General features: G+C 76.5%; 24 protein-coding genes and 1 pseudogene. 12 read left to right on the top strand and 13 right to left on the bottom strand.

Going from position 1 to position 24,409, the window contains the following annotated elements; genetic code table 11:
• Nucleotides 1-790 precede the first annotated feature (790 nt).
• The 3 genes and pseudogenes from OU787_RS01990 to OU787_RS01980 form a co-directional block, all read right to left on the bottom strand.
• Nucleotides 791-1,162, bottom strand: a pseudogene (locus tag OU787_RS01990) (sigma-70 family RNA polymerase sigma factor); the annotation flags it as partial.
• A gap of 409 nt (nt 1,163-1,571) precedes the next feature.
• On the bottom strand, nt 1,572-2,297 hold the full coding sequence (locus OU787_RS01985) for a transglycosylase SLT domain-containing protein (RefSeq protein ID WP_268658304.1): 726 nt from the start codon (nt 2,295-2,297) through the stop codon (nt 1,572-1,574).
• Between the two features lie 410 nt (nt 2,298-2,707).
• Nucleotides 2,708-3,961, bottom strand: a complete 1,254-nt coding sequence (locus tag OU787_RS01980; RefSeq protein WP_030459728.1) for an SLC13 family permease — start codon at nt 3,959-3,961, stop codon at nt 2,708-2,710.
• A gap of 218 nt (nt 3,962-4,179) precedes the next feature.
• Here OU787_RS01980 and OU787_RS01975 point away from each other — a divergent pair, with 218 nt between their 5' ends.
• The 3 genes from OU787_RS01975 to OU787_RS01965 all read left to right on the top strand — a co-directional run bounded on the left by OU787_RS01975 (nt 4,180) and on the right by OU787_RS01965 (nt 5,790).
• A complete protein-coding gene (locus OU787_RS01975) occupies nt 4,180-4,494 on the top strand; it encodes a hypothetical protein (RefSeq protein ID WP_232794928.1) in 315 nt (104 codons plus the stop codon).
• Between the two features lie 90 nt (nt 4,495-4,584).
• Nucleotides 4,585-5,241, top strand: a complete 657-nt coding sequence (locus tag OU787_RS01970) for a class I SAM-dependent methyltransferase (RefSeq protein WP_030459726.1) — start codon at nt 4,585-4,587, stop codon at nt 5,239-5,241.
• Nucleotides 5,242-5,292: 51 nt separating this feature from the next.
• A complete protein-coding gene (locus tag OU787_RS01965; protein WP_030459725.1) occupies nt 5,293-5,790 on the top strand; it encodes a DinB family protein in 498 nt (165 codons plus the stop codon).
• A 124-nt stretch (nt 5,791-5,914) separates the two neighbouring features.
• Here the strand turns inward: OU787_RS01965 and OU787_RS01960 are convergent, their stop codons facing one another.
• Together OU787_RS01960 and OU787_RS01955 are read right to left on the bottom strand one after the other, a co-directional pair.
• Entirely contained in the window at nt 5,915-6,169 is a 255-nt protein-coding gene (locus OU787_RS01960) for a helix-turn-helix domain-containing protein (protein WP_030459724.1), read from the bottom strand.
• A 46-nt stretch (nt 6,170-6,215) separates the two neighbouring features.
• Nucleotides 6,216-6,680, bottom strand: a complete 465-nt coding sequence (locus OU787_RS01955) for a nuclear transport factor 2 family protein (RefSeq protein WP_268658303.1) — start codon at nt 6,678-6,680, stop codon at nt 6,216-6,218.
• A gap of 122 nt (nt 6,681-6,802) precedes the next feature.
• On the opposite strand from OU787_RS01955, the gene OU787_RS01950 reads away from it, so the two are divergent.
• Together OU787_RS01950 and OU787_RS01945 are read left to right on the top strand one after the other, a co-directional pair.
• Nucleotides 6,803-7,372, top strand: a complete 570-nt coding sequence (locus tag OU787_RS01950) for a TetR/AcrR family transcriptional regulator (RefSeq protein WP_030459722.1) — start codon at nt 6,803-6,805, stop codon at nt 7,370-7,372.
• Nucleotides 7,359-7,721, top strand: a complete 363-nt coding sequence (locus tag OU787_RS01945) for a nucleoside triphosphate pyrophosphohydrolase (protein WP_268658302.1) — start codon at nt 7,359-7,361, stop codon at nt 7,719-7,721. Before OU787_RS01950 ends, OU787_RS01945 begins: the two co-directional genes overlap by 14 nt.
• A gap of 84 nt (nt 7,722-7,805) precedes the next feature.
• On the opposite strand, the gene OU787_RS01940 is transcribed toward OU787_RS01945, so the two are convergent.
• Nucleotides 7,806-8,648, bottom strand: coding sequence for a helix-turn-helix domain-containing protein (locus tag OU787_RS01940; RefSeq protein WP_268658301.1), 843 nt, complete (start codon nt 8,646-8,648; stop codon nt 7,806-7,808).
• A gap of 117 nt (nt 8,649-8,765) precedes the next feature.
• Between OU787_RS01940 and OU787_RS01935 the strand changes: the two genes are divergently transcribed.
• The 3 genes from OU787_RS01935 to OU787_RS01925 all read left to right on the top strand — a co-directional run bounded on the left by OU787_RS01935 (nt 8,766) and on the right by OU787_RS01925 (nt 12,125).
• Nucleotides 8,766-9,830 carry an aldo/keto reductase gene (locus OU787_RS01935; protein WP_268658300.1) on the top strand — a complete coding sequence of 355 codons (1,065 nt, stop codon included), beginning with the start codon at nt 8,766-8,768 and terminating at the stop codon, nt 9,828-9,830.
• A 184-nt stretch (nt 9,831-10,014) separates the two neighbouring features.
• Nucleotides 10,015-10,782: a type I methionyl aminopeptidase gene (gene map / locus OU787_RS01930; RefSeq protein ID WP_268658299.1), complete on the top strand. Its 768-nt coding sequence runs from the start codon at nt 10,015-10,017 to the stop codon at nt 10,780-10,782.
• Nucleotides 10,783-11,306: 524 nt separating this feature from the next.
• Nucleotides 11,307-12,125: a LysM peptidoglycan-binding domain-containing protein gene (locus OU787_RS01925; protein ID WP_268658298.1), complete on the top strand. Its 819-nt coding sequence runs from the start codon at nt 11,307-11,309 to the stop codon at nt 12,123-12,125.
• 144 nt (nt 12,126-12,269) lie between these two features.
• On the opposite strand, the gene OU787_RS01920 is transcribed toward OU787_RS01925, so the two are convergent.
• From OU787_RS01920 to OU787_RS01910, 3 genes are all read right to left on the bottom strand, one after another.
• Entirely contained in the window at nt 12,270-12,626 is a 357-nt protein-coding gene (locus OU787_RS01920; RefSeq protein ID WP_030459716.1) for an immunity 51 family protein, read from the bottom strand.
• 44 nt (nt 12,627-12,670) lie between these two features.
• On the bottom strand, nt 12,671-13,024 hold the full coding sequence (locus OU787_RS01915) for a hypothetical protein (protein WP_268658297.1): 354 nt from the start codon (nt 13,022-13,024) through the stop codon (nt 12,671-12,673).
• A 119-nt stretch (nt 13,025-13,143) separates the two neighbouring features.
• Nucleotides 13,144-14,205, bottom strand: coding sequence for a YihY/virulence factor BrkB family protein (locus OU787_RS01910; RefSeq protein WP_268658296.1), 1,062 nt, complete (start codon nt 14,203-14,205; stop codon nt 13,144-13,146).
• Between the two features lie 145 nt (nt 14,206-14,350).
• Here OU787_RS01910 and OU787_RS01905 point away from each other — a divergent pair, with 145 nt between their 5' ends.
• Nucleotides 14,351-15,478, top strand: coding sequence for a mechanosensitive ion channel family protein (locus tag OU787_RS01905; protein ID WP_268658295.1), 1,128 nt, complete (start codon nt 14,351-14,353; stop codon nt 15,476-15,478).
• Here OU787_RS01905 and OU787_RS01900 read toward each other — a convergent pair.
• Nucleotides 15,469-16,626: a polysaccharide deacetylase family protein gene (locus OU787_RS01900; protein WP_268658294.1), complete on the bottom strand. Its 1,158-nt coding sequence runs from the start codon at nt 16,624-16,626 to the stop codon at nt 15,469-15,471. The two genes, OU787_RS01905 and OU787_RS01900, sit on opposite strands and share 10 nt — an antisense overlap.
• Before the next feature lie 119 nt (nt 16,627-16,745).
• Here OU787_RS01900 and OU787_RS01895 point away from each other — a divergent pair, with 119 nt between their 5' ends.
• The gene (locus OU787_RS01895) at nt 16,746-19,271 is read left to right on the top strand and encodes a SpoIIE family protein phosphatase (RefSeq protein ID WP_268658293.1); all 2,526 of its coding nucleotides are present in this window, start codon (nt 16,746-16,748) and stop codon (nt 19,269-19,271) included.
• 115 nt (nt 19,272-19,386) lie between these two features.
• On the opposite strand, the gene OU787_RS01890 is transcribed toward OU787_RS01895, so the two are convergent.
• Nucleotides 19,387-20,049 carry a response regulator gene (locus OU787_RS01890; RefSeq protein ID WP_268658292.1) on the bottom strand — a complete coding sequence of 221 codons (663 nt, stop codon included), beginning with the start codon at nt 20,047-20,049 and terminating at the stop codon, nt 19,387-19,389.
• Nucleotides 20,046-21,257 (bottom strand): sensor histidine kinase, encoded by a 1,212-nt coding sequence (locus tag OU787_RS01885; protein ID WP_268658291.1) that lies wholly within the window; start codon nt 21,255-21,257, stop codon nt 20,046-20,048. Before OU787_RS01885 ends, OU787_RS01890 begins: the two co-directional genes overlap by 4 nt.
• 269 nt (nt 21,258-21,526) lie before the next feature.
• On the opposite strand from OU787_RS01885, the gene OU787_RS01880 reads away from it, so the two are divergent.
• Nucleotides 21,527-22,987, top strand: coding sequence for an alpha/beta hydrolase family protein (locus tag OU787_RS01880; protein WP_442788410.1), 1,461 nt, complete (start codon nt 21,527-21,529; stop codon nt 22,985-22,987).
• A gap of 38 nt (nt 22,988-23,025) precedes the next feature.
• On the opposite strand, the gene OU787_RS01875 is transcribed toward OU787_RS01880, so the two are convergent.
• Nucleotides 23,026-23,451 carry a MarR family winged helix-turn-helix transcriptional regulator gene (locus OU787_RS01875; RefSeq protein WP_268658289.1) on the bottom strand — a complete coding sequence of 142 codons (426 nt, stop codon included), beginning with the start codon at nt 23,449-23,451 and terminating at the stop codon, nt 23,026-23,028.
• Between the two features lie 105 nt (nt 23,452-23,556).
• On the opposite strand from OU787_RS01875, the gene OU787_RS01870 reads away from it, so the two are divergent.
• A complete protein-coding gene (locus tag OU787_RS01870) occupies nt 23,557-24,405 on the top strand; it encodes an NAD(P)H-binding protein (protein WP_268658288.1) in 849 nt (282 codons plus the stop codon).
• Nucleotides 24,406-24,409: the final 4 nt, after the last annotated feature.

Genomic DNA, 24,409 nt, shown 5'->3' with positions numbered 1-24,409 from the left:
GCCGAGGACGCGGACGGCGACGGCACCTGGCTGGGGAGGGCGGGGCCGACGGCGACGGGGCGGCCGACCCGGACCCGGACGCCGAGGCGGACGGTGACGGGTCCCCGTCCGGCGCCGGGGCGGTGCCCTGCGCCGGGTCGACCAGCGCGACCGCGGACTGCGGCGCCTGCTCGGCCGTGTCCACCGCCGACGGCGCGTCCGACCCGCCGACCACCACCAGCAGCCCGACCACCACCGCCACCGCGGCCACCACCCCGCCGCCCAGCACCACCGGGGCCGGACCGCGCCGCCGGGCCCGCCGGTGCCCGCGCCGCGCCCCCGCCCGGTGCGAACCGCCCGAGGACGACCCCCGCCGGTGCACCGCCCGCCCGGGCCCGGCGGACCCCGGAACGCCGCCACCACCACCGTCGTAGCCAGGGCCGTCGTAGCCGCCGGAGCCGGGGTCGAAGTCGGGGGCGAAGCCGTCGCCGGGGCCCGCGGCGAGGTCCGGGCCGAGTCCCGCGCCGAACTGCGCCCCGTCCGGCAGCGGGACCAGCGCCAGCCCGGCCAGCAGCCCCTCCGCCGGGACCAGGCCGCGGCGCTGCTCCCCGCACACCGCGCACTCCCGGGCGTGCCGCCCGATCCGCTTGCGCCACAGCGCGCCCGGCACGCCGTCCCAGCCGGCCGTCAGCTCCGCCAGCCACGGGCAGCCCGGCACCGCGGCCAGCGCCCGCACCACCACCCGGGCCGCCTCCAGCTGCCCCTTCATCCGCTGCACCCGCACCGCCGCGTGCTGCGGCGACACCTCCAGCGCCGCCGCCAGCTCGGCCCGGGACAGCTCGCCCGCCGCCTCCAGCCACCACAGCGCCAGCAGCTCGCGGTCCCCGCCGTCCAGCCAGCGGGTCGCCTCGGCGACCTCGCGGCGCTGCTCGGACAGGCCCAGCCGGACGATCGTCAGGCCCACGAAGTCCGCCGCCGGGTCGGCCACCGCCGTCGGGTCCGGCACCGCGTCCAGCGCGTGCTCGTCCCGGAACCGGCGCCGCACCTGGTTCAGCGCGATCGCCACCAGCCAGCTGCGGAACCCGGCCGGGTCACGCAGCCCGGCCAGGCCGTCCACGGCCCGCAGCATGGTCTCCTGCACCACGTCGTCGGTGTCCGGGTGCCCCGACAGGGCCCGCCCCACCACGTTGTACACCAGCGGCAGGTGCCCGCCGACCAGCTCCGCCACCGCCTGCCGGTCACCGTGCTGCGCCCGCCCGACCAGCGCCGCCACCCGCCCACTGTCCACAGCCCGGCCCGTCCTCGTGTTCTCGCGTCCTGCCCTCACACCTTCGGAGATCCGTCGGCCCCCGGCGGATAACGCAAAAAGCGGAAGGAAATCCTCGGCAGACGCGAAGCTTAGTGAGCCCCCGGACGACTCCCGCGGCGGGAACGGACGGGAGGGGTGAGGGGGACGTGCGGAAACGGGGGAGGACCGGTGCTCGCCCTGCCGGACGGCTGGCCGCAACGGTGAGGCCCGCGCCTCCCCGGAGGGACGCGCGGGCCTTCGAACCGCGGCCGGAACCGGCGGCCGGGATCAGTACCAGCCGGGATCAGTACCAGTGGTGCGACTGCCAGAACGACCAGGCGCCGCACGGGCTGCCGTAGCGGCTGTTCATGTAGTTGAGGCCCCACTTGACCTGGGTCGCCGGGTTGGTCCGCCAGTCCGCGCCGGCCGAGGCCATCTTGGAGCCCGGCAGCGCCTGGACCAGGCCGTAGGCACCGGAGGAGGAGTTGGTGGCGGTGTAGTCCCAGCCGCTCTCGCGGGTGACGATCTGGCTGAAGCACTGGAACTGGGTGTCGTCGCCGACGATCTGCCGCGCGATGTCCTGGACCGAACCGGCCGGGATGCTGGCGAGCACGCTGCGCGCGGAGTCGCGGCTGGCCTGCTCGGAGGCCCGCTTCGCCTCGGCGTCCTTGGCCGCCTTCGCCTCGGCGGCGGCCTTCTCCGCGGCCGCCTTGGCGTCGGCCTCGGCCTTGTCCGCGTCGGCCTTCGCCTGGGCGTCGGCCGCGGCCTTCTGCCGGGCGGCCTCGGCGGCGGCCTTCTTGGCGGCCGTGTCGGCGGAGACCTGCTGGGCGTTCGCCTGGCGGCTGATGCCGTCGCCGACGCTCTGGGCCTGCGCACCGGTGGGCGCGTCGGCGAGCAGGGTCGCGCTCGCCACGTCGACCGTCTGGACGGTCTTGCCCTCACTGCCGGACGCCGCACCGACGACCGCTCCGACGGCGGTCACCGCGGTGGCGGAGGCGACAGCGACGCCCCGGACCGAGATCCGAGTCACATGCTTTCCTTCCGGCGTCGCCCGGCGTGTGACCGTCCGGGCGCGTATCTGCCCCTGGCACTGGCCTCCGTCGAACACCGGTCACGGGAGGCACGGGCTCGGCCGTCCCCCCGGGCGGGCCCGGGGAAGTCGGCGGGATCGAGCGGCGTACGGCCTCGCGGTGTTCAGTTGTCCGTCCACCGACCGGAGTTGGCGGGCGCGCAGGGCCGTACGCAGGGCCTGACGCCGATTCACCCTGCCGCACCCGGGCGCGTCTACGCAATTCCCCCGGCCGTGGCGGATCTCACACCCCCGGCTGCCGGAAAACCCGGCGGACCGGCCCCGACACCCCGTCAGCCCGCCCGGCGGACCCGGCGATCCCGCCGCCGGCCTGCGCGGACACCGGGCGGCCGGACCGCCCCCGGGCCCGGTCAGAACAGGCGCAGCGACACCCACAGGGCCGGCACCGACACCGCCAGGGTGGCCGGGACGACGAGCGCGCCGAGCGCCGTGAACAGCCGCGGCCCGCCGTCGTCGACCGCCCGCTCCCGGGTGATCCGGCGCCACAGCAGGGTGGCCAGCGAGCCCGCGTACGTCAGGTTCGGGCCGAGGTTCACGCCGAGCAGCACCGCCAGCACCGGGCCCGGACCGGACGGGGCGGCCAGCGGGACCAGCAGCAGCGTCGCCGGGAGGTTGTTCACCAGGTTGGCCAGCACCGCCGCCAGCCCCGCCAGCGCGAACAGCACCGGCAGCCCGTCACCCGCCGGGACCACCGCCGCCAGCCGCCCGGCCAGCCCGTTGTCCACCACCGCCCGCACCACCACGCCCAGCGCCAGGACGAAGGCCAGGAACGGGACGGCCGCCGCCGACAGGATCCGCCGCGGCGTGCTGCGCCGGCCGGCCAGCGCCCGCACCGCCAGCACCAGCGCACCCGCCGCCGCGGCCCACGCCGGGGACACGCCGACCGCCGAGGCCAGCACGAAGCCGGCCAGCGTCCCCGCGACCGTCCCCAGCGCGAACCGCGGCAGCCGCACCCCGCCCGCCGCCACCGGCCGCTCGGCCGGCACCGCCAGCTCCGCCGCGAACCACCGCCGCAGCACCAGGTACTCCACCCCCACCGCGGCCAGCCACGGCAGCGCCATCAGCGCCGTGAACCGGCCGAACCCCAGACCGCTGGCGGCGAACGCCAGCAGATTGGTCAGGTTGGAGACCGGCAGCAGCAGCGACGCGCTGTTCGCCAGGTGCCCGCACGCGTACACGTGCGGTCGGGCCCGCACCCCCAGCGCACCCGCCGTGGCGATCACCACCGGCGTCAGCAGCACCACCGTCGCGTCCAGGCTCAGCACCGCCGTGACCAGCGCCGCCACCGCGAACACCTGCCCCAGCAACCGCACCGGCCGCCCGCCCGACGCCCCCGCCATCCAGCGCCCGCACGCCTCGAACAGCCCCTCGTCGTCGCACAGTTGCGCCAGCACCAGCACCGCCGCCAGGAACCCCACCACCGGCGCCAGCCGTTCCACCTCGGCCCACGCCGCGCCCGGCGACACCGCCCCCACCGCCACCAGCAGCCCCGCCGCCGGCACCGCCACCACCGCCTCCGGCCACCCGAACGGCCGCCGTACCGCACACCCCAGCACCGCCGCCAGCAACACCAGCGACAGCACCTCGGCGGACACCCCGTGCACTCGAACCCGCTCCTTCCACCGCACCCGACCACCGGACCGACCGGACCGACCGGACCGACCGGATCCCGTCTGTCCGGCGAACGCCCCATCCAAGCAGCCCCGCCGTCCAGCCCCGCCCCCACCACCCCCCCCGACCGGCGCCTTTGCGCGGGCGGCGGCCCGGCGGAAGGCTGGGGGCCGGCACCGGCGACCGGCCCGGGGAAGAGAGAGAAGGGGACATGTCCGTTCCACCACCCGCCCCGGGCACCGGTGCGCGACGGCTGCGGGCAGCGGCGGCCCGCGGCTTCTCGCTCGGCTCCACCGGCTCCCTGCTGTCGATCGGCTCGGTGGGGTCGATCCTGTCGATCGGCTCGGTCGGCTCCGTGCTGTCCCTCGGCTCGGTCGGCTCGGCGCTCTCCGTCCTGTCGCTCGGCTCCTGGCGCAGCACCGCCGCCGTGCTGTCCGCCGAGTCGACCCTCGCGGTGCTCTCCTACCGCTCGGTCCGGGCCGTCGCCGCGGCCCACCGCCGTCGCGGCGGATCCCGGCACGGCTGACCCGCCCCGCCCGCCGGTCCGGGGAACGAGGGTCGGGGAGCGGGGGTCGGGGGATCGGGGAGTGTCAGTGGCGGGTGGGAGCGTGCCCGGATGGACGGACCGCTCGACTCGATCGCCGCGTACTGGAACGATGCCGCCCCCGGGTTCGACCGGGAGCCCGACCACGGGCTGCGCGCGGCCGGGACCAGGGGGGCCTGGCGCCGCCGGCTGGCCGGGTGGCTGCCGGGCGCGGGGCTCGACGTGCTGGACGCCGGGTGCGGCACGGGTTCGCTCTCGGTGCTGCTCGCCGAGGCCGGGCACCGGGTGACGGGCGTGGACCTCGCCCCGGCGATGGTCGGCCTGGCCCGGGCCAAGTTCGCCGCGGCCGGGCTGGCGGGGAGTTTCCTGGTCGGCGACGCGAGCCGCCCCCCGACCGGTGACGGGCGCTACGACGCGGTGCTCTGCCGGCACCTGCTCTGGACGCTCCCGGACCCGCACGCCGCCCTCCGGGAGTGGGCCGCCCGCCTGCGTCCGGGCGGTCGCCTGGTGCTGGTCGAGGGCCGCTGGCGGGAGGCCGGCGCGGCCGTCGAGCCCTACGCCCCCGGCGCGGAGGGCCTGCCCTGGGCCGGCGGCATCACGGCGTCCGCCCTGACCGCCGCGCTCCGCCCGCTGGTCCGCGAGCTGCAGGTCGAATCGCTCGAAGCGGACGAGGAGCTCTGGGGCGGCCCGGTGCGGGACGAGCGCTACGCGATCGTGGCCCGGGTCTGAGCCGGGCGGCGGCGGGGGCGGCTGTCGGTGGAGCGGGGTACGGTCCGGCCCATGGCCGACACTGAACTCACCACGCTGCTGGGCGTTTTGAACGGCAAGCGCAAGCACGTCCTGGACATCCTGGCGGGCCTCGACGAGGCGGCGCTGCGCCGCCCGGTGCTCCCCTCCGGCTGGACGTGCCTCGGGCTGGTGCACCACCTCGCCCTGGACGACGAGAAGTTCTGGTTCCGCGCGGTCGCGGCGGGGGAGCAGCACGCGATCGACGAGATCCTCGGCACCGGGGCCGACGCCTGGCGGCCCGACCCGGAGCGGAGCGCCGAGGAGGTCTTCGCGCTCTACCGCACGGAGGCGGCGCGCGCCGACGCCTTCCTCGCCACCGCCGACCTCGACGCGCCCCCGGCCTGGTGGCCGGACTTCTTCGGCTCCTGGCGCTACGACACGCTGCGCGAGGTGGTCCTGCACGTGATCACCGAGACCGCGACCCACGCCGGCCACCTGGACGCCGTCCGCGAGCTCATCGACGGCCGCCAGCACCTGGTCCTCGACTGACCGGCCCGACCCGTCGAGCCGCCCGACCTGACCGAGTCGCCCGACCGACCTGACCTGCCGAACCGCCCGACCTGACCGAGTCGCCCGACCTGCCGAGCTGCCCGGACGGCCGCCTGACGCCGCGTCAGCCCGCGGGCTCGCCGAGCCAGACGTGGGCCGCGGTGTCGAGGGGGAGGTCGAGCGCGGCGCAGAGGCCGACGACGGTGCCGAAGCCGGGGCTGGGTAGGCGGCCCATCTCGATCTTGCGGAGCGTCTCGGGGGAGATCCCGGCGCTCTGCGCGACGGTGGCGGGGTCGCGGCCGGCCCGGGTCTCGCGCAGCAGCGCGCCCAGGCGGCGGCCGGCCTCGATCTGCTCGGGGGTCAGGGGGACTCGCACCATGCGGACACGCTACTGAACCGCCCCGCCCGCCGCCCAGGCGGGCGGCTCAGCGCAGCGGCAGTTCCGGCCCGTTCCGCTCGTCGGCGGGCCGGGGGCCGTGGATGCGGCGGTCGGCGGCGTCGATCCGGACGTCGTCGATGCTGGCCTCGCGCCGGCACATCAGGCCGTGCGGGTCGAACTCCCACAGCTCGTTGCCGTAGCTGCGCCACCACTGGCCGTCCGCGTCGTGCCACTCGTACTGGAAGCGGACGGCGATCCGGTCGTCCTCGAACGCCCAGAGGTCCTTGCGCAGGGCGTACTCCCGTTCGCGCTGCCACTTGGCGGTGAGGAAGGCGGTGACCTCGGCGCGGCCGGTGAGGAAGGTGTCGCGGTTGCGCCAGACCGTGTCGGGCGTGTAGGCGCGGGCGACGGCGGCGGGGTCGCGGGTGTTCCAGGCGTCCTCGGCGGCCCGGACCTTGGCCAGGGCGGTGGCGCGGGTGAACGGGGGGAGCGGCGGGCGGTCCTCGGGCACGGCGGCCTCCAGCGGTTCGGCGAGGTGGAGAACGGTCGTTCTCCACTCTGGCGGGCCCTACGCTAGGGAACGACCGTTCTCCACGTCAAGCACGCCCGAAGACCGCCGAACCGGAGCCGCCGATGCCCGCCCCGCCCACCGAGGAGCAGACCCGCCAGGACAGCGAGGCGCTGCTCGACGCCGCCGAGGCGCTGTTCTACGAGAAGGGCGTCCGCGCCGTCGGCATGGACGAGGTCCGGGCCGCCTCCGGCCTGCCGCTCAAGCGGATCTACCGCCTGCACCCCGCCAAGGACGACCTGGTGGTGGCCGTGCTGCGCCGTCGCGACCTGCGCTGGCGGGCCCGGCTGGCCGCCGCCGTCGAGGCGGAGTCCGAGCCGCGGGCCCGGCTGCTGGCCGCGTTCGACTGGCTGGGCCGCTGGTTCGCCGAGCCCGGCTACCGGGGCTGCGCCTGGATCAACGCCTTCGGCGAGCTGGGCCCGTCCTCCCCGGCCGTGCTCGCCGAGGTGCGCGCCCACAAGGCGGCCTTCCACGCCCAGCTCGCCGACTGGTCGCGCGCCGCGGGACTGGCCGACCCGGCCCCCGTCCACCTGCTGGCCGAGGGCGCCATCGTCACCGCCGCGATCGACGCCGACCCCGCCCCCGCCCGCCGGGCCCGGGCCGCCGTGGAGGTGCTGCTCGATGCCGCCCGCTGAGCCGCTCGCCGAGCCGCCCGCCGAGCCGCCGGCCGGCCCGGGCAAGCTGGTCCGGGACGGGATCCCGGCCATCATCCGGGCCGCCGGGAAGGAACCGCAGGTGTACGTCGCCGACGCGGCCGAGTACCTGGCCCGGCTCGGCGACAAGCTGTCCGAGGAGGCCGCCGAGGTGCGGGCCGCCCACGGCGAGCAGGAGGTGCTGGAGGAACTGGCCGACCTGCTGGAGGTGGTCCGCGCACTGGCAACGGCCCACGGAGCGGACTTCGCCCGGGTCGAGGAGCTCCGACGCCGCAAGGCCGCGGAGCGCGGGGGCTTCGCCGGACGGGTGGTCTGGACCGGCAACCACTGAGCGCGGCCGACCGCGAGTCGCCGGTCTCCCCGGCGCCGGTCTCCCCCGCACCGGTCTCCTCGGCACCGGTCTCCCCGGCACCGGTCACTGCGCGTACAGGCGGTCCAGGGACGCGCGGCTCTCCTCGTCCGCGGGGCGGTAGACCAGCAGGCGCAGTTCCGGGTCCTGGAGCGGTAGCAGGATCTCGAAGTCGACGGTGATCGGACCGGCGGCCGGGTGCCGCAGCAGCTTCCGGCCGCGTCCGTTGACGCCGACCTCCCGCTCGGCCCACAGGCGGGCGAAGTCCTCGTCCTGGGTGGCGAACTCGGCGATGAGGGCGGACAGTTCCCGGTCCTGCGGGTGCGCGGCCCATGCCGCGCGCAGGTGGGCGATCCCGTCCCGCAGCGCTTGCTCCCGGTCGGCGTAGAAGCCGCGCATCGCCGGGTGCAGCAGGCACAGCCGCATCGCGTTGCGCCGCGCCGGCGGCACGGCCTCGAAGTCCGGTAGCAGCCGGGCCATTTCGGGGTTCCAGGCGAGGATGTCGTAGCGGTGGTCCAGCAGCATGGCCGGCAGCGGCGAGAGGTCGCCGACCAGGCGGGCCAGCGCCGGCGCCGGCGCCGCGCCGGCGGCCGGCCCGCCGGTGGTGCCCGGGCGGCGGTGTCCGGCCAGGTCGAACAGGTAGTCGCGTTCGCCCGGATCCAGGCTCAGGGCCCGGGCCAGCGCCCCCAGCACCTCCGCCGAGGGCCGCAGCCCGCGGCCCTGCTCCAGCCGGACCACGTAGTCCGTGCTGACCCCGGCCAGTTCGGCGACCTCCTCCCGGCGCAGTCCCGGCGTCCGCCGGGGCCGGCGGTGCGAGGGCAGGCCCAGCCGGTCGGGGTCGAGGCGTTCGCGCCTGCTCCGCAGGAAGGCGGCCAACTCCTGGGCGGCGTCCATCGCTCGGGTCGTCATGAGCGGTCCAACCGCCGGGGTGGGAGCGCTCTTCCCAGGAAGCGCCGTCCCTTACCCGCGGACCGCCGCCGCCACAGACTCGGTTCCGGCAACGGACCACGAGCACAGGAGGACCTGATGGCACTGACCCTCGACGCCTACCGGCTGCTGGGCCGCTCGGGACTGCGGGTCTCACCGCTGGCCCTGGGCACGGCGACCTTCGGCACCGAGTGGGGCTGGGGCGCCGAACGGGCCGAGGCCCGGAAGCTGTTCGACCACTACGTCGGGCTCGGCGGCAACCTCCTCGACACCGCCGACACCTACACCGACGGCAGCTCCGAGCGCCTGCTGGGCGAGTTCGCCCACGAGGAGCGCGAACGCCTGGTGCTGGCGACCAAGTACTCGACGCTGCGCCGCCCCGGCGACCCCAACTCCGGGGGCGGTCACCGCAAGGCGCTGTTCGGGTCGGTGGAGGGGAGCCTGCGGCGGCTGGACACCGACTACATCGACCTGCTGTACCTGCACGTCTGGGACTTCCGCACCTCGGCGGAGGAGGTCTTGCGCGGCCTGGACGACCTGGTGCGGCAGGGCAAGGTGCTGTACGTGGCGATCTCCAACACCCCGGCCTGGCAGGTGTCCCGGATGCAGGCGGTCGCCGACCTGCGCGGCTGGTCGCCGCTGGTCGCGCTGCAGCTCGAGTACAGCCTGATCGAACGCACCGCGGAGCGCGACCTGATTCCGATGGCCCGCGAGATGGGTCTGGGCGTGGTGCCGTACTCGCCGCTGGGCGGCGGGGTGCTCAGCGGCAAGTACGGCCGGGACGACCTGACCGCGACGGGCGCCGGCGCCGGCGACGGCACCCGCAGGGGCCACAACCTCGCCCTGGGCACGCTCACCGAACGCAACCTGGCCGTGGCCGGGGCCGCCCGGGAGGTCGCCGCCGAGCTGGGCCGCACCCCGGCCCAGGTCGCGCTGGCCTGGACCCTGCGGAACCCGGGCGTGGCGACCACGCTGATCGGGGCCCGCACCCCCGCCCAGCTGGAGGAGAACCTGGGCGCCCTCGAAGTCGAGTTCACGCCCGCCCAGTTGACCCGCCTGGACGCGGCGAGCGCGATCGGACTCGGCCAGCCGCACGACCTGCTGACCAGCGAGCCCATCCGCCGGGTGACCACCGGCGACCTGCGGATCGAGCCCCGCCGCTGACCGCTGCCCCCCAGGAACCGGCCCCGCCTCCCGCGACCGGGTCCCCACCGGCGCGCCACTCGCCCGCCCCCTGGTATTTGAATACCGGGGGGCTGCTAGCGTGTCGCTGTCCGCTGCCGGTATTTGAATACCGGTGGTTCTTTCGACCGGGCGGCCGGGCGGCCGCCGTGCAGGGAGCGGTGCCGTGATCGAGCTGAAGACTCCGCAGGCGATCGAGAAGATGGCCGTCACCGGCCGGTTCGTCGCCGGGACGCTGGCCGAGCTGTCCGGGCTGGCCGAGGTGGGGCGGGACGTGATGGACCTGGAGCTGCGGGCCCGGAAGCTGGTGGCGGACCGCGGTGCGGAGTCCTGCTACTGGGACTACGCGCCGTCCTTCGGGCGCGGCCCGTTCCGGAACGTGATCTGCCTGTCGGTGAACGACGCGGTGCTGCACGGGCAGCCGCACCCCTACGTGCTGCGCGACGGCGACGTGCTGAGCCTGGACTTCGCGGTGTCGATCGACGGCTGGGTGGCCGACTCGGCGGTCACCGTCATCGTCGGCACCCCGGCCGAGCAGGACGTCCGGCTGGCGCAGTCCACCCGCACCGCGCTGGACGCGGCGATCGCCGCCGCCGTGCCCGGCAACCGGATCGGCGACATCTCGGCGGCCATCGCCGCGGTCGGCCAGGGCGCGGGCTACCGGATCAACACCGACTTCGGCGGCCACGGCCTGGGCCGCACCATGCACGAGGACCCGCACGTGGCGAACGTCGGACGGCCCGGCCGCGGCCTGGAGCTCAAGCCCGGGCTGACGCTCGCTCTGGAGCCGTGGTGGTGCACCGGCTCGGCGAAGCTGCGGGTGGACGCGGACGGCTGGACGCTGCGCTCGGCGGACGGCTCGCGCGGCGCGCACTCCGAGCACACGGTGGCCATCACCGAGGACGGGCCCCGGGTGCTCACCGCGCTGTCCTGACCGGGGAGTTCGGGCCGGGGGCCCGGTCACGGCGGGTGACCGCGAGGTGGACGGCGGGTGGCCGCTGTGGCCCGTCCCATAGGCGGATCGCTGGACGGTCGGCGCGCCGTCAGCGGGGGGCCACGGAGGGTGCGCGGTTCCCCGTCCGGGGCGGCCAAAACCGGTGAGCCCGGTCACAACGGCCGCCGGCCGGGACCGGCCCGGGCCCGGAAAATCGCGGTCGGGGCGCCCGCCGCCCGCCGCTGTACTGCCGGTAACGGGCCCTTGACCTGCGTAAACCTTCGAATGCTTGGAGTTCGGGCCGGGCGCCCGTAGCTTCGTAACCAGTGCAGGGCGCACTACCCGGGATCACCCGAAACCAACGCCCCGGTGCGGCCACCGAGCCGCCCGACGGGCAGGGTGACCGCGACGGAGCGCAGGTCGGACCTCGACCGCCCCGTCCGATCCACAAGCGCGAGAGACCGCAGGGCCCGTCCGGGCCCCTGGTTCCGCCTTGCCTGCCCGGGGCATCCGAAAGGAATCGCATGATCTTCCGTAACGAGACTGCCGCCACCAAGACCGCCACCACCGCCGAGCAGGGCAACCGGAAGCGCAACCGCGTCCGGGCCGCCGTCGTCGCGGGCAGTGCGGTGGCCGTTCTCCCGGTGGCCGGCCTCGTCGCGGCGACCTCGGCCTCGGCCGCGGACGTGTCCACCTGGGACAAGGTCGCCCAGTGCGAGTCGACCGGCAACTGGTCGATCAACACCGGTAACGGCTTCTACGGTGGCCTCCAGTTCACCTCCTCCACCTGGGCCGCGTACGGCGGCACCGCCTACGCCCCGCAGGCCGACCAGGCCACCAAGGCGCAGCAGATCGCCGTCGCCGAGAAGGTGCTGGCCTCGCAGGGCCCGGGCGCCTGGCCCGTGTGCTCCGTGCAGGCCGGTCTGACCCAGGGCGGCGCCGCCGCCCAGGTCGACACCTCCTCGACCGGCAGCAGCGCGAGCTCCTCGAAGTTGACCCCGTCGACCTCGTCCTCCTCCAGCAGCACCGGCGACAGCAGCACCGGCAACACCAGCACCAAGTCCGCCAAGCCGGCCACCACCCAGACCGACTCGGGCTCCGACGCCGCCTCCGCCAACACCTCCGGCAGCGGCAAGTACTCCTCCGGCCAGGGCCACCAGTCCTGGAAGAAGAGCAGCACCGCCACCACCTCCGGCGGCAGCTACACCGTGAAGTCCGGTGACACCCTGGGCGCCATCGCGGCCGCCAACGGCACCACCGTGGACGCGCTGTACAGCGCCAACGCCCAGGTCATCGGCGCCTCCGCCGACGTCATCTACCCGGGCCAGGTCCTCTCCCTCTGATCGACCCCGATCGGATGCCGGCAGGACCCCGGTAGGACTGGACCGGACCGGACCGCACGACGCCGACGGCCGCCCCTCATGTCGGGAGGGGCGGCCGTCGGCGTCCGCGCGTGCGCACCGGCCGGATCGGTCGGATCGGCCGGATCAGTCGAACCAGTCGGGCTCGGCGGCCTCGATCAGCTCCCGCAGGGCCGGCCGGTCGTGGAAGGCCCCCGACAGCAGCGCCCCGAGCTCGCGCAGCGCCGCCGCGTCCTCCCCGTACGCGACGAACATGCCGGCCTCCGGGTCGTACCGGAAGCGCCCCTCCAGCTGCGGCGCCCGCGACCGGACCGCGGAACGGGCCACCGCCTCCCAGCCGTAGCCCCCGTTCTGCTGCCCCGCCGCCTCGAACACCTCGTCCACCTCGACCATCCGGTCGTCGGTCAGCAGCAGGCCGTACGAACCCGGCCTGTGGTCGTACTCCAGGAACACCAGCGGGGCGTAGGTCTCACGATCAGTCATGGCCCGGACGCTACCGGCGCCCACCGACACCGCCCCCGGCGGGCTCAGACGGGCAGGACCTCCTCGACGGCGCTGGTCCCCGCGCCGGGCCGGGACTCCCACCGCCAGCTCTCCTCCAGCCGCAGCCGGCCGTCCGGGAGCCTGGTGAGCACGCTGGTGCAGTGCCCCGAGCTGGTCTCCCCGGCCCGGTTGAGCTGCACGTACCGGAAGTCGACGGTGTCCCCGGTCCGGGTGCCCACCAGGTGCCCGTGCACCACCTCGCCGCCCCGGTAGTCGGCCCACACCAGCCCGTCGTCCTCGTGGTACGCGAACCGCGTCCCCGGGTCGACCTCCCCCAGCTCCGCCCGGCCCACCGGCGCGAACTCCAGCCCGTCGAGCGAGGGCAGCACGGACAGCATGGCGAAGCTCCTTCGGCCGGGCGGCGAATCTCCCGCCCAGTCGACCACGCCGCCCCCCGCGCCCACCGGGCCATCCGCATCATGGACACCCCGCCGCGCGGCAGGGCCCGCGGCGGACCTCACGCCGCGGCGCCGCCCCGGCCGTCCGGCGAGTGCTTGTCCGACGGCGAGTCCTTCGGCCGGGAGTCCTTCGACGGGGTCTCGTCCGACGGGGCCTCGTCCGACGGGGGGTCGGTGAAGTCGACGTCGACGTGCTGTTCGGGGCGGCGTTCCTCCTGGCGGGCGATGTCTTCGAGGACCTGTTCGTCGGGGCCGGTCAGCGGGGGCTGGAGGAGGGAGCGGGGCCACAGGCGGCGGGCGAGGACGGTGTTGGACTCGGCGGCGTAGACGGTGATCTGGGCGGCCAGGTAGAGCCAGGAGAGCAGGCCGATCACGGTGGCGAAGAAGCCGTACACGGCGGTGGCGTGCCGGAGTTGGTGGGCGACCAGGGCGGCGCCGAACGCCTGGAGGAGGGTGAACAGCGGGCCGGCGAGGAGGCTGCCGGGTCGCAGGGCGCGGGCCGGGACCTGTTTGGGGGTGAGGATCCGCAGGCAGGCCAGGAACAGCAGGGAGTTGAGGGCGGCGGACAGCAGCAGTCCGCAGATCCGGGCGGCCGGGCCGCCCAGCGCGGCGCCCAGCAGCGCGGCCGCGGCCGTGGACAGCAGCAGGCCGGTGCCGAGCGTGGCGAACAGCGCCAGGCTGCGGCCGAGCCGGGGCCAGTAGCCGGGCCGCCGCACCCCGGGGACGTTCCACACCTCGGCCATCGCGTGCTGCAGCACCTGCGCGATGCCGAGCGCGCCGTACAGCAGGCCCGCCACGCCGATCACCAGGGCCAGGCCGCTGCCCTGCACCGAGTGCACGTTCGCGCGCAGCTGGTCGCCGATGATCGGGAAGTCGGCGAGCGCCGAGTCGACCACGGCGCGCTGCGCGTCCGGGTGGCCGTGCAGGACGAAGCCGAGCGCGGTGGAGAGCAGGAGCAGCAGCGGGATCAGCGAGACGAAGCCGTAGTAGGTGATCAGCGCGGCCAGCAGCCCGCCCCGGTCGTCCCCGTACTTCTTGACCACCCCGACCACGACGGCCAGCGGCCGGTGGCGCTGCTGGGTGCGGTCGACGGTGCGCAGGGCGCGTTCGACGGGGTTCATGGGCGCTCCTCCGGTGGCGGGCGGCGGGGTGGCCGTCCGGCGGCGGACGGCACCTGCGCGTATGCCCGGCCGGAGGGTGTGAACGCCCCCAGGAGGGAAAGGCGGCCGGGGACATCCGGAGCCGGGGAGCGAGGAGGGCGGGCAGGTGTGGTGGTGGAGCGCGGTGCGGCTGGCGGTGGCCGGTGCGGCGGTGGTGGTGCTGCTGTACGGGGCGGACCGGGTCGTGGAGGTGACCACCCGTCGGCTGCCGGCCCGGGTCGGGACGGTGCCCCGGGTGCTGCGCGGCTGCCGCCGCCCGATCCTCGCGGTGGCCGGCTGCGGGCTGCTGCTGGCCGCGATGCCGTGGGTGCGGGCGCCCGGCGGGATCGGGCACCTGCTGGTGCTGGCCACGATCGGTTCGTGCGGCTGGCTGGGCGCGCGGGCCGCCGCGCTGGTGCTGGACGGGGCGGTGCGGCTCGCGGTGCGCCGCCGGGACGCCGCCTGGGCCGGGCGGGCCCGCACCCAGGTGGGGCTGCTGAGCCGGATCGTGCAGGCGGCGATCGCGCTGCTGGCGCTGGCCGCGATGCTGATGACCTTCCCGGCGGTGCGGGTGGTCGGCACCAGCCTGCTGGCCTCGGCCGGGCTGGTCGGCGTGGTCGCGGGCATCGCCGCGCAGAGCGCGCTGTCGAACCTGTTCGCGGGCATCCAGATGGCCTTCGGCGACCTGGCCCGGATCGGCGACGTGGTGGTGGTCGGCGGCGAGTGGGGCACCGTCGAGGAGATCACCCTGACCGCGGTGGTGATCGCCACCTGGGACCAGCGGCGGATCGTGATGCCGATGTCGTACTTCGCCGGGCGCCCGTTCGAGAACTGGTCGCGCCGCTCCGACCGGATCACCGGCACCGCGCTGCTGCACCTCGACCACAGCACGCCGGTCGGCCTGCTGCGGGCCGAGTTCGAGGACTACCTGGCCAAGAACCCGCGCTGGGACGGCGAGGGCAGTGCCCTGCAGGTCGTCGACACCACCCCCAGCACCCTGGTGGTGCGGGCCCTGGCCACCGCCGCCAACGCGAGCGACGCCTTCGAGCTGCGCTGCGACCTGCGCGAGCACCTGGTCGGCTTCCTGCGCGAGCACCACCCGCACGCGCTGCCCCGGGTCGCGGTGGCCGCCGCGCCCGGGGAGCGGACGGGGACGGGGACGGACGCGGAGGCGGGGGCGGGGACGGGCCCGGGGTCGGACGCGGAGGCGGGGACGGGCCAGGGGGCGGACGCGGAGGCGTCGGGTCAGAGGTAGTCCTCCAGGCGGGCGATGGCGAAGCCCTGGGCGGTGGCGGCGTCGACCACCCGGCGCAGCATGTCGGGCATGGTGCCCTTCCAGTCGCCGGAGGGGGCGCGGAAGTGGGTGAGGACGATGTCGCCGGGGTGAAACTTCTGGTCGGCGTAGCGCCACTCCAGGTGGTCGGGGAAGGCCTCCTCGTTCCACAGCGGGAAGGCGGTGACGCCGCAGGACGCGGCGGTGCGCAGGGCCGCCTCGGTGTACTCGCCGTACGGGGGGCGGAACAGGCGGGGGCGGGTGCCGGACTCCTGCTGGAGGTGGTCCTGCTGGTCGCAGATCTCGTGCCGGAGCGCGTCGGGGCCCAGTCGGCGCAGGTCGGGGTGGGTGAGGGTGTGGTTGTCGAGCGTGACCCCGTGGGCCTGCAGGCCGCGGAAGTAGCCGTAGTCGGAGCGGGCCAGGTAGTCGGAGAGGAACGCCGACATCGGGACGCCCAGCTCGGCGGCCATGGCGGCGAACTGCGGGTCCTTCTCGGCGCCGTCGTCGACGGTCAGGAACACCACCTTGTCGCTGGTCGGCACGCGGTAGACCACCGGCGGCAGCCCCGGCAGGCGCTTGACGCCGGGCCCGTCGGCCAGCTCCGGCTTGACGGCGGGCGGGGCGGGCGGGCGCAGCGGGAGCGCGGCCAGGCCCCAGCGCCGGGCGGCCGCGAGGACCCGCTGCATGCCCGCCTGCTGCTCGGCGGCGGCGAGCCGGCCGTTCAGCTCCTGCCCGGCGGCGGCCTGCGGGCGGGCGGCGGGCATCGCCGCGAGGGCGGCCTGCGCGGCCTGCGCTGCTTGGGCGGCTTGGGCCTGGGCGAGCTGGGCGCCCTGGGCGGGTGCGGCCTGGCCCTGGGCGGCCTGGACGGCGGGGGTCCCGGCGGCGGGCGGGGCGGCCGGGGCGGAGGCGCGGGCGGGGTCGGGGTCCTGGGCGCGCAGGGCGGAGCAGCCGACGGTGAGGGTGGCGAGTGCGGTGAGGGCGGCCAGGCCCCGGCGGTGGTGGCGGACCGGACCGCAGCGGCGGGCGCGGCGGGCGCGGGTGCGGGCGTCCGGGGCGGAGGAGCCGGGGGTACCGGGCGTGTTGGGCGTGTTGGGCGTGCTACCGGGGGGTGTGGCGGAGGGTGTCGGCATACCGGCCGATGATCCCCTTGGCGTACTTGTCGTATCGGCGCGCCGAGGGGCCGTCACCCGGACGGACCGGTGCCGTCCCCCGTTTGACGCGGCCCGACCGGCGGCGTACAGAGTGAGACATGCGCCCGGGTGTCCCGGCGGACCCGTCCGGCCCGCCCCCACGGACCGACCCCGAAGCGGCGACGCGCCCCGACCCCCCGCGCGGCGACGCCCGCCCGCGCTGGGACGCTGCCGCCGAACCGCTGCTCGCCGACGGCCTGCTGCGCGCCGTCCGGTCCACTGCCGCGTACGGGGGCGTGCTCTACCTGCACTCCGCCGACCGCCGCTCGCTGGCCGTCGCCGCCGTCGTCGGCATCCCGCTCAGCCTGCTCGAACCGTTCCGGCGGATCGCCGTCGCCGCACCCCTGCCGGTCGCCGACTCCTACCGCGGCGGCCGCACCATCGTGCTCGCCGACGCCGACGAGACCATGCGCCGCTACCCCCGGCTCGCCGTCGGACTCCCGTACGCGCACGCCTCCGCCGCCACCCCCGTCACCGCCGGTGACCGGACCTTCGGCGTGATCGCCGTCTTCTGGCCCGCCGGCGGCGGACGCCCGCCCGCCGCCACCCGCCGCCAGTTGCGCACCGCCGGCAACCGCCTGGCCACCGGCCTGCTCCCGTACGGCGACCGGGTCGGCGGGGAGGGGCCGCCCGTGGTGGTGCCGCTGCCGGTGCCCGGCGGCGACGGCATCCGGCTCGGCTTCCTCGACTGGGACCTCGCCGCCAACCGGCTCACCGTCGACGAACGGCTGCGCGAGATCCTCGGCACCGGCCCCTTCGACGGCCGCGGCGCCGCCCTGCTGGACCGGCTCGTCCCCGAGGACGTCGCCCCGCTGCGCGAAGCCGTCCGGCAGGCCGCCCGGCAGGGCCGCCCGTTCACCCACCGGGTCCGGCTGCGCGACTCCGGCGGCGGCACCCGGCAGCTCGACCTGTCCGGACACCCCGTCCCCGACTCCGCCCGGCTGGTCGTCGCCGTGGCCGACGCCACCGCCGCCGAAGCCGCCACCGCCGCCGTGGAACGCCTGCGCGACGGCGTGTTCGCGCTCGACCCGGACGGCCGGCTCGGCTACGTCAACCGCAGCGCCGAGATGCTGCTGCACGCCACCCGCGCCGACCTGCTCGGCCGCCGCCCCTGGGACGTGCTGACCTGGCTCGCCGACCCCGCCTACGAGGACCGCTACCGCTCCGCGATGCTCTCCCAGCAGCCCACCGCGTTCCTCGCCCGCCGCCCGCCCGGCCACTGGCTGGCCTTCTCGCTCTACCCCGACGCGCACGGCCTCACCGGCCGCATCGTGCCCGCCGCCCCCAGCGAGGACACCACCCTCCCCGAGGCCCCGCCCCCCACCCCCGCCTCCCTCGGCGGCGTCTACCACCTGCTGCAACTCGCCTCCGCGCTCACCGAGGCGGTCACCGTCCGGGAGGTCGCCGAGGCCGTCGTCGACCAGATCCTGCCCGGCTTCGGCGGCCAGGAACTCGCCCTCTACCTGGCCCGCGGCGGCCGGATGCACCTGGTCACCGAGAGCGGCTACCCCCAAGGCTTCCTCGACCCGTTCGAAGGCACCCCGATCCGGGCCCGGCTGCCCGGCACCGAGGTGTTCACCACCGGCGCGCCGATCTTCTTCGAGTCCGCCCGCGAACTCTCCGCCGCCTACCCCGGCATCCCGCGCGACGAGATGGCCGCCTGGGCCTTCCTCCCGCTGATCGCCTCCGGCCACCCCGTCGGCAGCCTCATCCTCGGCTTCGACCGCCCCCGGCCGTTCACCGCCGAGGACCGCTCCGTCCTCACCGCCCTCGGCGGCCTGATCGCCCAGGCCCTCGAACGCGCCCGCCTCTACGACGCCGAGTCCGCCGTCGCCCGCGGCCTCCAACAGGCCCTCCTCCCGCACCGGCTGCCCGCCGTCCCCGGCCTCGACATCACCGCCCGCTACCTGCCCGGCACCCGCGGCATGGACATCGGCGGCGACTGGTACGACGTCCTGCCCACCCCCGACGGCGGTGTCGTCCTGATCATCGGCGACGTCGAGGGACACAGCGTCAAGGCCGCCGCCCTCATGGGCCAACTCCGCAGCGCGGTACGGGCGTTCGCCAGCGGCGACGACCCGGTCGAGACCGTCGCCCGACGCACGAACCACCTCCTGGTCGACCTCGACGCCGGACTGCTCGCCTCCTGCTGCCTGCTGCGCCTGCACCCCGGCACCCGCACCCTGCGCGCCGTCCGCGCCGGACACCCCCCGCCACTGCTGCGCGAAGCCGACGGCCGCACCACCGCCCTCGACCTCGCCGGCGGACCGCTGCTCGGCATCGACCACGACCTCGACTTCCCCGCCACCGAGGCCCGGCTGCCGCCGGGGGCCACCCTCGTCCTCTACACCGACGGGCTGGTCGAATCCGCCACCGCCACCATCGGCGAGGGCATCGACCGCCTCCGCACCGCCCTCGCCCACGCCACCACCCCCGCCCTCGAACCCCTCGCCGACTTCCTGCTGGGCCAGGCCCGGCACGACGCCCACCGGGCGGACGACATCGCGGTGCTGATCGCGCGGCTGACGGGGGCGGGGAGTCAGGGGGAGGAGAGCGTGGGGACGCCCTGGCGGGCGGGGAGTTGAGGGGAGGGGAGTTCGGGCACCGGGCGGACGACATCGCGGTGCTGATCGCGCGGCCGGCGGGGACGGTGCTCTGACGGGCGGGTGGGCCTGGGGTGGTGGGCGGGGGTGGCGGGGGTCAGGTGGGGTGGACGAGGTGGTGGGTGTGGGCGAAGACCACGGCTTGGACGCGGTCGCGGAGGGCGAGTTTGTGGAGGATGCGGCCGAGGTGGGACTTCACGGTGGCTTCGGCGAGGTGGAGGGTGGCGGCGATCTCGGTGTTGGAGAGGCCCTGGCCGACGGCGACGAGGACCTCGCGTTCGCGGGTGCTGAGGCGGCCGAGGCGTGCGTGGTCGTCGGGGGTGCCGGTGGGGAGGAGGTGGGGGCGGAAGTCGTCCAGCAGGCGGCGGGTGATGCGGGGGGAGAGGGCCGCGTGGCCCGCGGCGACGTTGCGGATCGCGGTGAGGAGCTCCTTGGGCCGGGTGTTCTTCAGCAGGAAGCCCGAGGCGCCGGCGGCGAGCGCGGCGAAGGCGTACTCGTCGAGGTCGAAGGTGGTGAGGACGAGGACCCGGGCGGGCGGGGAGAGGCGGGTGATCCGCCGGGTCGCCTCGATCCCGTCGGTGCCGGGCATCCGGACGTCCATCAGGACGACGTCGGGGCGCAGTTCGCGGGCGAGGCGGACGGCCCGGTCGCCGTCCTCGGCCTCGCCGACCGGGGTCAGGTCGGGCTGGGCCGCCAGGATCGTGGTGAAGGCCATCCGGAGCAGCGCCTCGTCGTCGGCGACCAGGACCCTGACCGTCATGCGGACGCCGCCGGGCCGCCGTCGAGCCGCAGGCGGGCGCGGACGGCCCAGCCGCCGTCCGGGAGCGGGCCGGCCGACAGGGTGCCGCCGTGGGCGGCGGCGCGTTCGCGCATGCCGGGGATGCCCTGGCCGGAGGCGGTGGCGGGGCGCGGGGCGGGGTTGTCGTCGGTGACGTCCACGGTGACGGCGGCGGGTGCGCAGTGGATCCGGACCTCGGCGCGGGTGCCGGCGGGGGCGTGTTTGAGGGTGTTGGTCAGGGCTTCCTGCACCAGGCGGTGGACGGTCAATTGGACGGTTGCGGGCAGGCGCTCGGGTTCGCCGTGGACGTCGAGGCGGACGGGCAGCCCGGCGGCGCGCATCCGGTCGGCCAGCGGTTCCAACTCGGCGATGCCGGGCAGCGGGTGGCGCTGCGGGTCCGGTTCGCCGGTGCGCAGCAGGCCGAGCGGCCGCCGCAGGTCGGTCAGGGCCTGCCGGCCGGTCTCGGCGGCCCGCAGCAGTACGGCGGTGGCCTGCTCGGGGGCCCGGTCCCGGACGTGCACGGCGGCGTCGGTGAGCGCGACCATCACGGACAGGTGGTGGCCGACGATGTCGTGCACCTCCCGGGCGATTCGGGCCCGCTCCTCGGCGACGGCCAACCGCTCGCGCTGCTCCTGCTGCCGGGCCAGGTGCGCGGCCCGTTCCGCCAGCACCGCGAGGTGGGCGCGGGTGGTGCGGGCGTGCGCGCCCAGGGTGGCGGCGGTGACGGCCGTCGCGGCCAGGGCGACGAAGGGGGCGGCGAACGCGCCGTCCGTCGACCAGCGCAGGCAGGCCGCCAGGGCGCCGCCCACCACGACGGCGCAGGCGGCGAGCGTCCCGCGCCGCCCGGTGTGCGCGGCCACCGCGTACAGGGCCACCAACAGGGCGACGTCCGCGGGAAGTTGGACGTCCGCCAGCCACTGGAGGAGAGCCGCGGCGGCCACCGTGCCGAACACCGCGTACGGGGCCCGGTGCCGCCAGGCCAGCGGCAGCACCAGGGCGGTGGTGAGGGCTGCGGCCAACGGGAGGTCCGACGACCGGGCGGTGCCCGCGAGGTGCAGCAGGAGCAGCGGCAGCAGCAGTGCCACCGGCAGTGCCTCCCGGGCGGCGGGCGGCAGCCGGCGGATGGACAGGTGGAGGGGCAGGCGGAGGGGCAGGTGGGCCTCCTCGGGTCGGGCGGCCGCCTCGGTCATCGGGTGTTCCTGTCGCTCGGTGGGCGCGGTGGTGGAGGGGGAGGGGAACCGGGCGTCCCGGTGCTGCCACGCTAGGCGGCGGGGCGGCCGTGCGCATGAGCCCGCCGTCGGAGGGCGGCGGGTCCGGGTACGACCGGAGGAGGAGGGGCGGTACCTCCCGGGGTCGCAACGGGACCGGCCGGCCGGGGGCTCGGGGTGCGACCGGGGTGGCGGCGGCCGGCGACCGGGGGCCGATGCGGCGGGGGGCGTGCCGCTTCGAGGATGGCGGCGTGACCGAGACCATCACGGGGCTGTTCCTGTCCCTTCCGGAGTTCCTCGTCGTCCTGGCCGCCGCCGCGCTGGTGGCGGCGCGCTGGCTTCCCGCCGCCGCCCGGCCGCGCGGCCGGGCCGCGGCGGTGGCGGTGTTCGTGCCGTCCGCGGCGGTGCTGGGCGTGCTGGGGGTGCGCTGGCAGTTGCTGCCGGTGCTGGCGGGCGGGGCGGTGGCGCTGCCGTTCGCGGCGGCGCCGCTGCTCCGGGGGCTGCGGCGGCGTCCGGGCGGGCCGGGGTGGCGGGCCCGGTGGTGGCTGGCGCTGCCGGGGTCGGTGGCCGCCCTGGGGCTGGTGGCGGCGGGGCCGTTGGCGGCGTGGGCGTTCCCGGTGCCGGTGTTCCCGGTGCCGTCGGGGCCGTACCCGGTCGGGACCCGGGTGGTGCAGTGGACCGACCCGGACCGGCCGGAGACCTTCACCGCCGACCCGGACGACCGGCGGACCGTCGTCGTCCAGCTCTGGTACCCGGCGGGGGCGAGCCCGGCGGGTGCGCCGCGGGCCCCGTACCTGGGGCGGACGGAGCAGGAGGCGCGCACCGTCGCGGGTGCGCTGGCGGGCGGGGCCGGCCTGCCCGGGTTCCTGTTCGACGGGGCGGCGCGGGCCCGTTCCCGGGCGGTGGCGGGGGCGCCGGTGGCCGGCGGGGGCGGGCGGTTCCCGGTGGTGCTGTTCTCGCCGGGGTCGGGCGGGGCGCGCACCCAGAACACCGCCTGGGCCGAGGAGTTGGCCGCCCACGGCTACCTGGTGGCGGCGCTCGACCACCCGTACGACTGCGCGGCCGTGGTCCTGGACGACGGCCGGACGGTCCGGGCCGCGACCGCCTCCAGCGGCGACCGGGACCGGGACGAGCAGCTCGCGGCCGACTGGACGGCGGTCCGGGCCGCGGACCTGCGCTTCGCCCTGACCCGGCTGGCGGACCTGGGCCGGGCCGGGGGCGGCGACCCGCTGGCCGGACGGCTGGACACCGGCCGGGCCGCGGTGGCCGGGCACTCGATGGGCGGGGCCGCCGCGCTCCAGGCGGCCCGGCAGGACGCCCGGTTCGCCGCGGCCGTCGACCTGGACGGCTTCCCGCACGGCCCCGCCACGCCCGCCCTGCACCAGCCGGTGCTGGCGCTCACCCAGGCCGTCACCCCGGCCACCGACCCGCGCTACCTGCCCCGCCTCACCGAGGCGCTCGCGGCCGACACCGCGACCAGCTACCGGCTGACCGTTCCCGGCGCCGCCCACCTCACCTTCACCGACGCCCCGCTCTACCTGCCGCCGCTGCCCTCGGTCACCGGCACCCTGGGCCGCACCGGGAGCCCGCGGATGCTCGCCGAGACCACCCTGGCCTTCCTGGACGCCGTCCTGCGGCAGACCCCCGGCGACCCGGCCGCCGCACTGGCGGCCCACGGGAGCCTCACCGTCCACCGCCCGGACGGCAGTTGACGAGGAGGCCGGAAGGACCTGCTCCTCGGCGGGCGGGGCTACTCGGCGGGCAGGGCGGTGGCCGCGCGGTGGATCTTGGCGAGGGCGGTCAGCAGGTGGCGGCGCTCGGTCGCGGTGAGGCCGGCGGTGACCTGCTCCTCGAGACGGCGCCGTTCGGCCTCGACCGGCTGCTGGAGGGCGCGGCCGGCGTCGGTGAGCCAGAGGCGGACCAGGCGCTGGTCGCGGTCGTCGCGGGCGCGGATGAGCAGGCCCGCGGTGGCCATCCGGGTGGCCATCTTGACGACGGTGGGGGTGGTGACCTCCAGGGCGGCGGCGATCTCGCCCGGGGTGCGGCCGTCCTGCTCCCAGAGGGCGGCGAGCAGCAGGTTCTGGCCGAGGTGCAGGCCGTGGCGGCGCATGCCGGCGTCGGCGGCGGCCCGCAGCGCCTTCGAGGTCTTGCCGTGCAGGTCGAGGAAGTCGGGCATGGCGGCTCTCCGGTCGGTGCCAGCAGGTCGATTGACGGCTAATCAGTTACCGGCTAGCGTCCTGTCCGGGAAATCAGTAGACGGCTAACGGCTTCTGGGGGAACGATGATACTGGTCACCGGTGCGACGGGGAACGTCGGCCGCGAACTCGTCCGCGCGCTCGACGCGAAGGGCGCCCGGATCCGCGTCCTGGTGCGCGACCCGGCCCGGGCCGCCGCGCTGCCCGCCCGGATCGAACGCGCCGTCGGCGACCTCGGCGAACCCGCCACCCTGGCCCCGGCGTTCGCGGGCGTCGAACGGCTCTTCCTGCTCACCCCCGGCCTCGGCACCGCCCACACCGCCCACGCCGTCGCCGCCGCCCGGGCCGCCGGGGTGCGGCACCTGGTGCACCTGTCCTCGGCCAACGTGCTCGGCGACCCGGTGCCCGCGATGGGCCGCTGGCACCGCGAACGGGAGGAGGCCGTCCGCGGCAGCGGCATCCCGTACACGGTCCTGCGGCCCGGCGGCTTCATGACCAACGCCCTCGAATGGGCCGACACCGTCCGCACCGGCGGCTACGTCCTCGACCCGGTCGGCCCCGGCCGCCTCGCCCCGATCGACCCCGCCGACATCGCCGACGTCGCGACCCTCGTCCTCACCGGGGACGGACACCGGGGCGAGCACCACGCGCTCACCGGCGGCGAGGCGCTCACCGTCACCGAACAGGTCGCCCTGCTCGCCGCCGCCACCGGCCGCCCGATCGAGGTCCGCCCCGCCGCCACCCCCGCCGAGGCCGTCCGGGCCCGCTTCCCCGCCGGAGCCCCCGCCGCCCTCGCCGAGGCGGTCACCGAAGCCTTCGCCCTGCTGCGCGCCGACACCACCGGCTTCCGCACCGACACCGTCGCCCGCCTGCTCGGCCGCCCGCCCCGCACCTTCGCCGACTGGTGCGCCCGGCACGCCGACGCCTTCCGCTGAGCTG

The organism is Kitasatospora sp. YST-16, assembly GCF_026802215.1.
GTDB classification, from domain to species: domain Bacteria; phylum Actinomycetota; class Actinomycetes; order Streptomycetales; family Streptomycetaceae; genus Kitasatospora; species Kitasatospora cineracea.
Note: the sequence above shows the minus strand (reverse complement) of the source record. Positions and strands in the feature narration are given on the sequence as shown.